This window comes from Streptomyces sp. (assembly GCF_036566765.1).
In the GTDB taxonomy this organism is placed as follows: domain Bacteria; phylum Actinomycetota; class Actinomycetes; order Streptomycetales; family Streptomycetaceae; genus Streptomyces.
Genome location: NZ_DATCVQ010000040.1, coordinates 1 through 12261, shown reverse-complemented (window position 1 = coordinate 12261; position 12261 = coordinate 1). Strand labels below are relative to the sequence as shown.

Here is a 12261-nt window from a genome sequence, read left to right as displayed (position 1 = left end):
GTCACCGTGGTTGAGGGCGTCGATGCCCTGGACGGCGGCGGCGAGCGCCTGGACCGTCGTCAGGCACGGGACCGACCGGGCCACGGCCGCCGTACTGATCTCGTAGCCGTCGAGGCGGCCACCGGTGCCGTACGGGGTGTTGACGATCAGGTCGACCTCGCCGTCGTGGATGAGCTGGACGATGGTCTTCTCGCCGTTCGGGCCGGTGCCCTCGGACTGCTTGCGCACGACGGTGGCGTTGATGCCGTTGCGCTTGAGGACCTCGGCGGTGCCGGAGGTGGCGAGCAGTTCGAAGCCGTGGGCGACCAGCTCGCGCGCCGGGAAGATCATCGAGCGCTTGTCGCGGTTGGCGACCGAGATGAACGCCCGCCCCTTGGTCGGCAGCGGACCATAGGCGCCCGCCTGCGACTTGGCGTACGCCGTGCCGAAGACGGAGTCGATGCCCATGACCTCGCCGGTGGAGCGCATCTCCGGGCCGAGGACCGTGTCGACGCCGCGGCCGTGGATGTCGCGGAAGCGCGACCACGGCATGACGGCCTCCTTCACGGAGATCGGCGCGTCCAGGGGGAGTTCGCCGCCGTCGCCGTGGGCCGGAAGCAGGCCCTCGGCGCGCAGTTCGGCGACGGTCGCGCCCAGCGAGATCCGGGCGGCGGCCTTGGCGAGCGGCACGGCGGTCGCCTTCGAGGTGAAGGGGACGGTGCGGGACGCGCGCGGGTTGGCCTCAAGGACGTAGAGGATGTCACCGGCCATGGCGAACTGGATGTTGATCAGGCCCCGGACGCCCACCCCGCGCGCGATGGCCTCCGTGGAGGCCCGCAGGCGCTTGATGTCGAAGCCGCCCAGCGTGATCGGCGGCAGTGCGCACGCCGAGTCGCCGGAGTGGATGCCGGCCTCCTCGATGTGCTCCATCACGCCGCCCAGGTAGAGCTCCTGGCCGTCGTAGAGGGCGTCGACATCGATCTCGATGGCGTCGTCGAGGAAGCGGTCGACCAGGACCGGGCGCGAGGGGCTGATCTCGGTCGACTCGGCGATGTAGGCCTCGAGGCGGGTCTCGTCGTAGACGATCTCCATGCCGCGGCCGCCGAGGACGTAGGAGGGCCGTACGAGGACCGGGTAGCCGATCTCGTCCGCGATGGCCTTGGCGCCGGCGAAGGTGGTGGCGGTGCCGTGCTTGGGGGCCGGCAGACCCGCCTCGGCGAGGACACGGCCGAAGGCGCCGCGGTCCTCGGCGGCGTGGATCGCCTCGGGCGGGGTGCCCACGACCGGCACGCCGTTGTCCTTGAGCGCCTGCGCCAGACCCAGCGGGGTCTGCCCGCCCAGCTGCACGATCACGCCCGCGACCGGGCCGGCCTGCTGCTCCGCGTGGACGATCTCCAGGACGTCCTCGAGCGTGAGCGGCTCGAAGTACAGCCGGTCGGAGGTGTCGTAGTCGGTGGAGACGGTCTCGGGGTTGCAGTTGACCATCACCGTCTCGTACCCGGCGTCGGACAGCGCGAAGGAGGCGTGCACGCAGGAGTAGTCGAACTCGATGCCCTGGCCGATGCGGTTCGGGCCGGAGCCCAGGATGATCACCGCGGGCTTCTCGCGCGGCGCGACCTCGGTCTCCTCGTCGTAGGACGAGTAGAAGTACGGGGTCTTGGCGGCGAACTCGGCGGCGCAGGTGTCGACCGTCTTGTAGACCGGGCGGACGCCGAGGGCGTGCCGGACCTCGCGGACGACGTCCTCGCGCAGGCCGCGGATCTCGGCGATCTGGGCGTCGGAGAAGCCGTGCCGCTTGGCCTCGGCGAGCAGCTCGGGGTCGAGCTTCTCGGCGGCGGCCAGCTCGTCGGCGATCTCCTTGATCAGGAAGAGCTGGTCGACGAACCACGGGTCGATCTTCGTGGAGTCGAAGACCTCCTGCGGGGTGGCGCCGGCGCGGATGGCCTGCATGACGGTGTTGATCCGGCCGTCGGTGGGGCGGACCGCCTCGCGCAGCAGCTCGGCCTTGTCGCCCGGCTCGCCGGTGAAGGCGAACTGCGAGCCCTTCTTCTCCAGCGAGCGCAGGGCCTTCTGCAGGGCCTCGGTGAAGTTGCGGCCGATGGCCATGGCCTCGCCGACCGACTTCATGGTGGTGGTGAGGGTGGAGTCGGCCTGCGGGAACTTCTCGAAGGCGAAGCGCGGGGCCTTGACCACGACGTAGTCGAGGGTGGGCTCGAAGGACGCCGGGGTCTTCTCGGTGATGTCGTTCGGGATCTCGTCCAACGTGTAGCCGACGGCGAGCCGGGCGGCGATCTTGGCGATCGGGAAGCCGGTGGCCTTGGAGGCGAGCGCGGAGGAGCGGGAGACGCGCGGATTCATCTCGATGACGATGACGCGGCCGTCGTCCGGGTTGATCGCGAACTGGATGTTGCAGCCGCCGGTGTCGACGCCGACCTCGCGGATGATCGCGATGCCGATGTCGCGCAGCCGCTGGTACTCGCGGTCGGTCAGCGTCATCGCCGGGGCGACGGTGATCGAGTCACCGGTGTGCACGCCCATCGGGTCGAAGTTCTCGATGGAGCAGACGACCACGACGTTGTCGTGCTTGTCGCGCATCAGCTCCAGCTCGTACTCCTTCCAGCCGAGGATGGACTCCTCCAGGAGCACCTCGGTGGTCGGGGAGAGCGTGAGGCCCTGGCCGGCGATGCGGCGCAGCTCGTCCTCGTCGTGGGCGAAGCCGGAGCCGGCGCCGCCCATGGTGAAGGAGGGGCGGACGACGACGGGGTAGCCGCCGAGCGTCTCGACGCCCCCCAGGACGTCGTCCATGGAGTGGCAGATGACCGAGCGGGCGGACTCGCCGTACCCGATCTTGGCCTTGACGGCCTCGACGACGCCCTTGAAGAGGTCGCGGTCCTCGCCCTTGTGGATCGCCTCGACGTTGGCGCCGATGAGCTCGACGCCGTACTTCTCCAGGACGCCCTGCTCGTGCATGGAGATCGCGGTGTTGAGCGCGGTCTGGCCGCCGAGGGTGGGCAGGAGGGCGTCGGGGCGCTCCTTGGCGATGATCTTCTCGACGAACTCGGGGGTGATCGGCTCGACGTAGGTGGCGTCGGCGATCTCCGGGTCGGTCATGATCGTGGCCGGGTTGGAGTTGACCAGGATCACCCGCAGGCCCTCGGCCTTGAGGATGCGGCAGGCCTGGGTGCCGGAGTAGTCGAACTCGGCGGCCTGGCCGATGACGATCGGGCCGGAGCCGATGACCAGGACGGACTGGATATCGGTGCGCTTAGGCACGCTCGGCCTCCATCAGAGAAACGAAGCGGTCGAAGAGGTACGCGGCGTCGTGCGGGCCCGCGGCCGCCTCGGGGTGGTACTGGACGGAGAAGGCCGGCTGGTCGAGCAGCTGCAGGCCCTCCACGACGTTGTCGTTCAGGCACACGTGGGAGACCTCGGCGCGCCCGTAGGGGGTGTCGGAGACCTTGTCGAGGGGCGCGTCGACGGCGAAGCCGTGGTTGTGCGCGGTGACCTCGACCTTGCCGGTCGTACGGTCCTGCACCGGCTGGTTGATGCCGCGGTGGCCGTACTTCAGCTTGTAGGTGCCGAAGCCGAGGGCGCGGCCCAGGATCTGGTTGCCGAAGCAGATGCCGAAGAGCGGCGTCTTGCGCTCCAGGACGGCCTGCATGACGGCGACGGGGCCGTCGGCGGTGGCCGGGTCGCCCGGGCCGTTGGAGAAGAACACGCCGTCGGGCTGGACCGCGTACACGTCCTCGGCGGTGGCGGTGGCGGGCAGCACGTGCACCTCGATGCCGCGCTCGGCCATCCGGTGCGGGGTCATGCCCTTGATGCCCAGGTCGACCGCGGCGACGGTGAACTTCTTCTCACCGATCGCGGGGACGACGTACGTCTCCTTGGTGGCGACCTCGGCGGAGAGGTTCGCGCCCTGCATCTCGGGGGCCTGGCGGACCTCGCCGAGCATGGTGCCCTCGTCGGGCAGCGCGTTGCCGGAGAAGATGCCGACGCGCATGGCGCCGCGCTCGCGCAGGTGGCGGGTGAGGGCGCGGGTGTCGATGCCGGAGATGCCGACGATGCCCTGGTGGGTCAGCTCCTCGTCCAGGGAGCGCTTGGCGCGCCAGTTGGACGGGACGCGGGCGGGGTCGCGGACGACGTAGCCGGCCACCCAGATCCGCGCGGACTCGGGGTCCTCGTCGTTGACGCCGGTGTTGCCGACGTGCGGGGCGGTCATCACGACGACCTGGCGGTGGTACGACGGGTCGGTGAGGGTCTCCTGGTAGCCGGTCATGCCGGTGGAGAACACCGCCTCGCCGAAGGTCACCCCCACGGCCCCGTAGGCGCGGCCGCGGAAGATGCGGCCGTCCTCCAGGACGAGTACGGCGGGAGCCTTGGCTCCCCGGGTGGAGGTCGTCATCGTGCGGTGCCTTCCGTCGTGCTGGTGTTCATGGAGTTGATGGCCTCGACCCAGGCGGCGTGCTCGGCCGCGTGGTCGGAGCGGAAGCCGGAGTCGAGCAGCTGGTCGCCGTGCGCCCAGGTGACGATCAGCAGCCCGCCCTCGGCGAGGACCTTGCCGGCGATGCCCTTGTCGAGGCGGGCCTCGCGCAGGGCCGCGGCGGGGACGAAGAAGTCGTTCGCGCCGGGGCGGACGACCGCCAGGCCGGCGTCCGTCAGGGTGAGCTCGACCCGGCTGCGGGTGCCGAGGCCGTGCGCGACGATCCGGTCGAGCCACTGCCCGGCGGTGGTGGAGCCGTGGTAGCGGCCGCTGAGCTCCAGTCTCGCCTCGCCGGGGGTCTCCGGCACGGTGAGGAGCTCGGGGAGTCCGGACTGGAGGCTGCCGCGCCACTTCCATCCCTGGCGCATCAGCCAGTAGACGAAGGCGATGAAGAGCAGCAGTCCGGCGACCCAGCCGAGCCGTCCGGCCCAGTCGGTCACCTCCGCCGACTTCGGTTCCGCGGCGAATTCGATGAGTGTCACGCGAGCTTCCCGTCCACGACCGTCGCGCGGCCCCGCAGGAAGGTGTGCGTGATGCGTCCCGGCAGCTCGCGGCCCTCGTAGGGGGTGTTGCGGCTGCGGGAGGCGAAGCCTGCGGGGTCCACGGCACCACGGTATGCCGGATCGACCAGCGTGAGGTTCGCGGGCTCACCAGCCGAGACGGGCCGGCCGTGGCCCTTCGCCTGGCCGATGCGGGCCGGGGCGAGGGACATCCGGTCGGCGACGCCGGCCCAGTCGAGCAGCCCGGTCTCGACCATCGTCTGCTGGACGACGGAGAGCGCGGTCTCCAGGCCGACCATGCCCATGGCGGCCGCGGCCCACTCGCAGTCCTTGTCCTCGTGCGGGTGCGGGGCGTGGTCGGTGGCGACGATGTCGATGGTGCCGTCGGCCAGGGCCTCGCGCAGGGCCATCACGTCGCGCTCGGTGCGCAGCGGCGGGTTGACCTTGTAGACCGGGTTGTACGTGCGGACCATCTCGTCGGTCAGCAGGAGGTGGTGCGGGGTGACCTCGGCGGTGACGTCGATGCCGCGCGACTTGGCCCAGCGGACGATCTCGACGGAGCCGGCCGTGGAGAGGTGGCAGATGTGCACGCGGGAGCCGACGTGCTCGGCGAGCAGGACGTCGCGGGCGATGATCGACTCCTCGGCGACGGCAGGCCAGCCGCCGAGGCCCAGCTCCGCGGAGACGACGCCCTCGTTCATCTGGGCGCCCTCGGTGAGGCGGGGCTCCTGGGCATGCTGGGCGACGACGCCGCCGAAGGCCTTCACGTACTCCAGGGCGCGGCGCATGATGACCGCGTCGTCGACGCACTTGCCGTCGTCGGAGAAGACGGTGACGCCGGCGGCGGAGTCGTGCATGGCGCCCAGCTCGGCGAGCTTCTTGCCCTCCAGGCCGACGGTGACGGCGCCGATCGGCTGCACGTCGCAGTAGCCGGACTCCTTGCCGAGCCGGTAGACCTGCTCGACGACGCCGGCGGTGTCGGCGACCGGGAAGGTGTTGGCCATCGCGAAGACGGCGGTGTACCCGCCGGAGGCGGCGGCGCGGGTGCCGGTGAGGACGGTCTCGGAGTCCTCGCGGCCGGGCTCGCGCAGGTGGGTGTGCAGGTCGACCAGGCCGGGCAGGAGGATCCGGCCCTCGGCCTCGATCACGGTCGCGTCGCCCGCGTCGAGGTCCGTGCCGACCTGGGCGATGGTCTCGCCGTCGATCAGGACGTCCTGCGGCTCGCCGCCGAGCACCTTCGCACCACGGATCAGGATCTTGCTCATGGTTACTTGCTCTCCTCGGTGCGGTGGTTGCTGACGGCGGGTTCGTTGCCGCCCAGAAGCAGGTAGAGGACGGCCATCCGGATGGAGACGCCGTTGGCGACCTGCTCGACGACCGTGCAACGGTCGGAGTCGGCGACCTCGGCGGTGATCTCCATACCGCGGACCATCGGGCCGGGGTGCATGACGATGGCGTGCTCCGGCATCTTCGCCATCCGGTCGCCGTCCAGCCCGTACCGCCGCGAGTACTCGCGCTCGGTCGGGAAGAAGGCCGCGTTCATCCGCTCGCGCTGCACACGAAGCATCATCACCGCGTCGGACTTCGGCAGCACGTTGTCGAGGTCGTAGGAGACCTCGCAGGGCCAGGTCTCGACGCCGACCGGGACCAGGGTCGGCGGGGCGACCAGGGTGACCTCGGCGCCGAGGGTGTGCAGCAGGTCGACGTTGGACCGGGCGACCCGGCTGTGCAGGACGTCGCCGACCAGCGTGATCCGCTTGCCGGCCAGGTCCTGGCCGAGCCCGGCGTCCCGGCCGACGAGGCGGCGGCGCATGGTGAAGGCGTCGAGCAGCGCCTGGGTGGGGTGCTGGTGGGTGCCGTCGCCGGCGTTGATCACCGGGGCGTCGATCCAGCCGGAGGTGGCGAGCCGGTAGGGCGCGCCGGAGGCGCTGTGCCGGATGACGACGGCGTCGACGCCCATCGCCTCCAGGGTCTGGGCGGTGTCCTTGAGGGACTCGCCCTTGGAGACGCTGGAGCCCTTGGCCGCGAAGTTGATGACGTCGGCGGAGAGGCGCTTCTCGGCGGCCTCGAAGGAGATCCGGGTCCGGGTGGAGTCCTCGAAGAACAGGTTGCAGATCGTGCGGCCGCGCAGCGTGGGCAGCTTCTTGATCGGCCGGTCGGCCACCCGGGCCATCTCCTCGGCGGTGTCGAGGATCAGGATGGCTTCGTCGCGGGTGAGATCGGCGGCCGAGATGAGGTGACGCATCATCGGTGTGTGCTCCGTCGTGTGGAGATGCGGGAGGGGGCTGGGGTGTCCCCCGAAGAGCCCGTCGGGGGTGCCGGTGCGCAGGGCTGTGCCCTGGTCCCGGCGGGGAGCCGGTCCTAGGCGGAGGCGGGCTTCGCACCGAGCAGCACGGTGTCGCGACCGTCCTCCTCGGCGAGCTGGACCTTGACCGTCTCCCGCAGCGACGTGGGGAGGTTCTTGCCGACGTAGTCGGCGCGGATCGGCAGTTCGCGGTGGCCCCGGTCGACGAGGACCGCGAGCTGTACGGCGCGCGGGCGGCCGATGTCGCCCAGCGCGTCGAGCGCGGCGCGGATGGTGCGGCCGGAGAAGAGCACGTCGTCGACGAGGACCACCAGGCGGCCGTCGACGCCGTCCACGGGGATCTCGGTGCGGCCGAGGGCGCGGGCCGGCTTCATCCGCAGGTCGTCGCGGTACATGGTGATGTCGAGGGAGCCGACCGGGATCTTCCGACCGGTGATCTCCGCGAGCTTGTCGGCCAGCCGGCGGGCGAGGAACACGCCCCGGGTCGGGATGCCGAGGAGCACCACGTCGTCGGCGCCCTTGGCGCGCTCGACGATCTCGTGGGCGATGCGGGTGAGGACACGGGCGATGTCGGGGGCCTCGAGTACGGGCCGGGCGTCGACGGAGCCCCGGGTGTCCTGCGGGGGGTCGTGCTGGGTGTTCTGCTGCTGTGCGTCCATATGAAACGGACCTCCTTCTCCGCCTCACGGGACGGACCTTAAAGGACGTCGGATTTGCGCCGTCAACCTTACCAGGGGCGGGCGGCCTCCACGCCCACGCCCCCGCCGCCGCTCCGCGCCCCGTCCCCCGGGAGGGGGCGGTATGGACCATTCGGCTTGACGGAGCCAAGTAACGCTGCGTAACCTCACAGTGAGTTACCAGCCGCGCGGCGCAGCCGCATGTCGTCACAGCGTCCGGGAGCGTTATGTCCAGCGAATACGCAAAGCAGCTCGGGGCCAAGCTCCGCGCGATCCGCACCCAGCAGGGGCTCTCCCTCCATGGTGTGGAGGAGAAGTCCCAGGGGCGCTGGAAGGCCGTCGTCGTCGGCTCGTACGAGCGTGGTGACCGTGCGGTGACCGTGCAGCGTCTGGCCGAGCTGGCGGACTTCTACGGCGTCCCGGTGCAGGAGCTGCTGCCGGGCACGACCCCCGGCGGGGCCGCCGAGCCGCCGCCGAAGCTCGTCCTCGACCTTGAGCGCCTGGCGCACGTCCCGCAGGAGAAGGCGGGCCCGCTGCAGCGCTACGCGGCGACCATCCAGTCGCAGCGCGGCGACTACAACGGCAAGGTGCTGTCGATCCGTCAGGACGACCTGCGCACGCTCGCCGTGATCTACGACCAGTCGCCCTCGGTGCTCACCGAGCAGCTGATCAGCTGGGGCGTCCTGGACGCGGACGCGCGCCGTGCGGTCGCCCACGAAGAGGGCTGAAACCAGCCGACTCAGCAGTAGCAGAAACGTGCCGCCGGGGCGGCGGGAGGTCATACGGCCTCCCGCCGCCCCGGCGGCGTTCGTGGGGCCGTAGGAGCCCTGCATACGGCGAAGGGGCCCGCAGCACGTGTGCTGCGGGCCCCTTCGACTGCCGGGGCGGAACCGGGCGGACTAGGCGTCCGCGTCGGCGTCCCGGCGGAGGCGCGGCTTCAGGTCCTTGAAGCGCGCCAGCAGACCGTTGACGAAGGTCGGCGACTCGTCGGTGGAGAACTCCTTGGCGAGCTGCACGGCCTCGTCGATCGCCACCGCGTCCGGCGTGCCGTCCTCCCAGATCAGCTCGTACGCCCCGAGGCGCACGATGTTCCGGTCGGCGGCCGGCATCCGGTCGAGGTCCCAGTCCACCGCGTAGGTGGCGATGAGCTCGTCGATGCGCGCGATGTGCTGCGCGTATCCCTCCACGAGCTGCATGGTGAACTCGTTGACCGGCGGCTGACGCTCGTCGGACCGCGCGTGCCGTACCCAGTCCGCGAGGACCGACTGCACGGACGCCCCGCGCTGGTCGGCCTCGAAGAGGATCTGGAACGCCCGCTTACGGGCCTTGCTGCGGGCAGCCACGGTTAGCTGTTCACCCGGCCGAGGTAGTCGCTGGTGCGGGTGTCGACCTTGATCTTCTCACCGGTGGTGATGAAGAGCGGGACCTGGATCTCGTGACCGGTCTCCAGCGTGGCCGGCTTGGTGCCGCCGGTGGAGCGGTCGCCCTGGACGCCCGGGTCCGTGTGCTGGATGGTCAGCTCGACGGCGGCCGGGAGCTCGACGTAGAGCACCGAGCCCTCGTGCTGCGCGACGGAGGCGGTGAAGCCCTCGATCAGGAAGTTGGCGGCGTCGCCGACGGACTTCCGGTCGACGTGCAGCTGGTCGTACGTCTGCATGTCCATGAAGACGAAGTAGTCGCCGTCCATGTACGAGAACTGCATGTCGCGGCGGTCGATGGTGGCCGTCTCGACCTTCACACCGGCGTTGAACGTCTTGTCGACGACCTTGCCGGAGAGCACGTTCTTGAGCTTGGTGCGCACGAAGGCCGGGCCCTTGCCGGGCTTGACGTGCTGGAACTCGACGACGGACCAGAGCTGGTCCCCGTCGAGCTTGAGCACCATGCCGTTCTTGAGGTCGTTCGTGGAAGCCACGGTTGCGGAATCTCCTGGACTGACGTGGGACCGAGGAGGCGTACGCGCCTACAGCGCGAGCAGCTCCTTGGTCGTGATGGTGAGTAGCTCGGGTCCGCCGTCCGCCTCTTGGCGCACGACGAGCGTGTCATCGATCCGGACCCCGCCCCGGCCCGGGAGGTGGACCCCCGGTTCGACGGTGACCGGCACACAAGCGTCCAGTTTACCCATGGCGGAGGGTGCGAGCTGCGGGTCCTCGTCGATTTCCAGGCCGACACCGTGCCCGGTACGGGGCGAGAGGGCCTCGCCGTGGCCCGCGCCGGCCAGGATCTGGCGGGCCGCGCGGTCCACGTCCCGGTACTCCGCGCCGGGCGCGAGCGCCTCCCGTCCGGCCCGCTGAGCGGCGAAGACGAGGTCGTACAGCTCGATCTGCCAGTCGGCCGGGGTGGTGCCGATGACGAAGGTGCGGCCGATCTCGGAGCGGTAGCCGCGGTAGTTCGCGCCCAGGCAGACGGAGAGGAAGTCGCCCTCCTCGACCCGGCGGTCGGAGGGCCGGTGGCCGCCGCGGCCGGAGTTCGGCCCGGTGCCGACCGAGGTCGTGAAGGCCGCGCCGTCCGCGCCGTGGTCGACGAGCCGGCGCTCCAGCTCCAGCGCGAGATGGCGCTCGGTGCGGCCGACGAGGATCGACTCCAGGAGCTCGCCCAGCGCCTGGTCGGCGATCTCGGCGGCGATCCGCAGACAGGCGATCTCGTCCTCGTCCTTGACGATCCGCAGCTGCTCGACGGCTCCTGCGAGGTCGGCGAGACGGAGCCGCGGGGCGACCGAGCCCATGGCCCGGTGACGGGCCACGGTCAGGTGGTGCTCCTCCACGGCCAGCGAGTCGGCTCCGGCTCTGCGGGCCACGTCGACGGCGGCGACGGCCGGATCGCCGATGGCCGCGCCGGCGGGCAGCACCGTCAGCCGGAGCTCCTCGTCGAGGCGGCCGTCGGCGGGATCGCCGCCGGGGGCGACGGGGCAGAGCAGCGCGTCCTCGCCGGGGCCCAGGAGCAGGACCGAGCCGGGGGGCGAACCACCCGCGAGATAGCGGACGTTGGCGGGGCGGGAGACCAGGGCGGCCGTGCTCCCCGCCGCCGCGCAGCGGTCGCGCAGCCGGACACGGCGGTCCGCGTACACCTCTGACATGTCTCCGAGCCTACGAGCGTCGGCCCGCCCCGGCCCGTCAGGAGGGCCGATGGGGGACGGGAGGGGGCCGATGGTGGCCGGTGGCGGTGGCGGTGGCGGTGGCGGTGGCCGGGGCTACCAGCTGGGCGGGCTCGCGATGGAGCGGGCGAGGACCTCGTCGAGGACGCGGGCGGTGGTCTCCACGTCGTACTTCGAGTTGTCGATGATCGGCAGGCCCGAGCCGTACCAGCCGGCCATCCGGCCGTGGATGGAGGCGACCTCCTCGTCCGAGAGCCGGCGGTTGCCGCTGCGCTCGGCGTTGCGCTCCAGGACGATCTCCAGGCCGGGCAGCAGGACGACCGGGAGCAGGCCCGGGCCGACGTGCCGCTTCCAGCCGCCGAGGCCCACGACGGGGCGGTCCGGGAAGACGGCGTCGTCGAGGATGCAGGAGATGCCGTTCGCGAGGAAGTTGCGCGCGGCGAAGCCGCAGGTGCGGCGGGCGAGGCGGTACTGCGCCTCGGAGTGCTCGTTCCACCCGGCCTGCGGGTCGGCGAAGCCGGAGCAGACCCATTCCCGGACGTCGTCGAGGCTGATGTGCGCGGTGGGCACCCGGCGGGAGCGCGCCCAGTGCTTGGCGACGGTGGTCTTCCCCGCCCCGGCGGGCCCGATCAGCAGCACGGCCAGCGTCGCCCCGCCGGTCCCGAGCTCGACGGCCGGCGGCACGGGCATCCCGACCGGCCCACCGGGCGGCAGGGGTATGTGCCCGGTGGTGTCCCGAGGCATCCCACTGCCCCACGCGGGCCCGGGCTGCGGAGGCTGCGGGCCCCCGACCGGAGCACCGGGGTGCTGCCCGGCGGGAGAGGCCGGGTGCTGGGGCTGCTGCCCTGCCGGAGCGTGCGAAGGCTGCGGCGCCGCCGGGCCGCCCGGGTGCTGCCCGGCAGGAGAGGCCGGGTGCGGAGGTTGCGAGCCTGCCGACGAAGCCGGGTGCGGGGGCTGCGGGGTGCCCGGGTGCTGCCCGGCTGGAGAGGCCGGGTGCGGAGGTTGCGAGCCTGCCGACGAAGCCGGGTGCGGGGGCTGCTGGCCGCCCGGGTGCTGCCCGGCGGGAGAGGCCGGGTGCGGAGGTTGCGAGCCTGCCGACGAAGCCGGGTGCGGGGGCTGCTGGCCGCCCGGGTGCTGTCCGGCGTACGGCGGGTGCGGACCCGGGGCGCCGCTCGGCGGCGGCGGTACGGGCTGGTGGGCGCCGGGCCCGCCCGGGACCGCGGCCT

At 71.7% G+C, this 12261-nt stretch carries 11 protein-coding genes; 1 reads left to right on the top strand and 10 read right to left on the bottom strand.

The window, feature by feature from the left end:
* The 6 genes from carB to pyrR form a co-directional block, all read right to left on the bottom strand.
* Positions 1-3252: carbamoyl-phosphate synthase large subunit (carB, locus tag VIU94_RS01980; protein WP_331906826.1), on the bottom strand; the 3252-nt coding region annotated here is incomplete at its 3' end.
* Positions 3245-4384: a glutamine-hydrolyzing carbamoyl-phosphate synthase small subunit gene (gene carA / locus VIU94_RS01975; RefSeq protein ID WP_331906824.1), complete on the bottom strand. Its 1140-nt coding sequence runs from the start codon at positions 4382-4384 to the stop codon at positions 3245-3247. The genes carB and carA, both read right to left, overlap by 8 nt.
* A complete protein-coding gene (locus VIU94_RS01970) occupies positions 4381-4944 on the bottom strand; it encodes a PH-like domain-containing protein (RefSeq protein WP_331906822.1) in 564 nt (187 codons plus the stop codon). Before VIU94_RS01970 ends, carA begins: the two co-directional genes overlap by 4 nt.
* Positions 4941-6227, bottom strand: coding sequence for a dihydroorotase (locus tag VIU94_RS01965; protein WP_331906820.1), 1287 nt, complete (start codon positions 6225-6227; stop codon positions 4941-4943). Before VIU94_RS01965 ends, VIU94_RS01970 begins: the two co-directional genes overlap by 4 nt.
* A 2-nt stretch (positions 6228-6229) precedes the next feature.
* Positions 6230-7210 (bottom strand): aspartate carbamoyltransferase catalytic subunit, encoded by a 981-nt coding sequence (locus VIU94_RS01960; RefSeq protein WP_331906818.1) that lies wholly within the window; start codon positions 7208-7210, stop codon positions 6230-6232.
* A gap of 113 nt (positions 7211-7323) precedes the next feature.
* Positions 7324-7926 (bottom strand): bifunctional pyr operon transcriptional regulator/uracil phosphoribosyltransferase PyrR, encoded by a 603-nt coding sequence (pyrR, locus tag VIU94_RS01955; protein ID WP_331906816.1) that lies wholly within the window; start codon positions 7924-7926, stop codon positions 7324-7326.
* Positions 7927-8171: 245 nt separating this feature from the next.
* Between pyrR and bldD the strand changes: the two genes are divergently transcribed.
* Positions 8172-8672 carry a transcriptional regulator BldD gene (bldD, locus tag VIU94_RS01950; RefSeq protein ID WP_030355502.1) on the top strand — a complete coding sequence of 167 codons (501 nt, stop codon included), beginning with the start codon at positions 8172-8174 and terminating at the stop codon, positions 8670-8672.
* A gap of 171 nt (positions 8673-8843) precedes the next feature.
* Here the strand turns inward: bldD and nusB are convergent, their stop codons facing one another.
* The 4 genes from nusB to VIU94_RS44585 form a co-directional block, all read right to left on the bottom strand.
* Entirely contained in the window at positions 8844-9287 is a 444-nt protein-coding gene (gene nusB, locus VIU94_RS01945; protein ID WP_331906814.1) for a transcription antitermination factor NusB, read from the bottom strand.
* Between the two features lie 2 nt (positions 9288-9289).
* Positions 9290-9856: an elongation factor P gene (gene efp / locus VIU94_RS01940; protein WP_331906812.1), complete on the bottom strand. Its 567-nt coding sequence runs from the start codon at positions 9854-9856 to the stop codon at positions 9290-9292.
* Positions 9857-9904: 48 nt separating this feature from the next.
* Positions 9905-11017: an aminopeptidase P family protein gene (locus VIU94_RS01935; RefSeq protein ID WP_331906810.1), complete on the bottom strand. Its 1113-nt coding sequence runs from the start codon at positions 11015-11017 to the stop codon at positions 9905-9907.
* Between the two features lie 114 nt (positions 11018-11131).
* On the bottom strand, positions 11132-12261 hold a 1130-nt coding region (locus VIU94_RS44585), incomplete at its 5' end, for an AAA family ATPase (protein ID WP_414720867.1).

What these genes read in the sequence shown, in the direction of transcription:
- carA (WP_331906824.1), bottom strand. Translation starts at nt 4,384, where the DNA reads ATGACGACCTCCACCCGGGGAGCCAAGGCTCCCGCCGTACTCGTCCTG.
- VIU94_RS01965 (WP_331906820.1), bottom strand. Translation starts at nt 6,227, where the DNA reads ATGAGCAAGATCCTGATCCGTGGTGCGAAGGTGCTCGGCGGCGAGCCG.
- VIU94_RS01960 (WP_331906818.1), bottom strand. Translation starts at nt 7,210, where the DNA reads ATGATGCGTCACCTCATCTCGGCCGCCGATCTCACCCGCGACGAAGCC.
- pyrR (WP_331906816.1), bottom strand. Translation starts at nt 7,926, where the DNA reads ATGGACGCACAGCAGCAGAACACCCAGCACGACCCCCCGCAGGACACC.
- bldD (WP_030355502.1), top strand. Translation starts at nt 8,172, where the DNA reads ATGTCCAGCGAATACGCAAAGCAGCTCGGGGCCAAGCTCCGCGCGATC.
- VIU94_RS01935 (WP_331906810.1), bottom strand. Translation starts at nt 11,017, where the DNA reads ATGTCAGAGGTGTACGCGGACCGCCGTGTCCGGCTGCGCGACCGCTGC.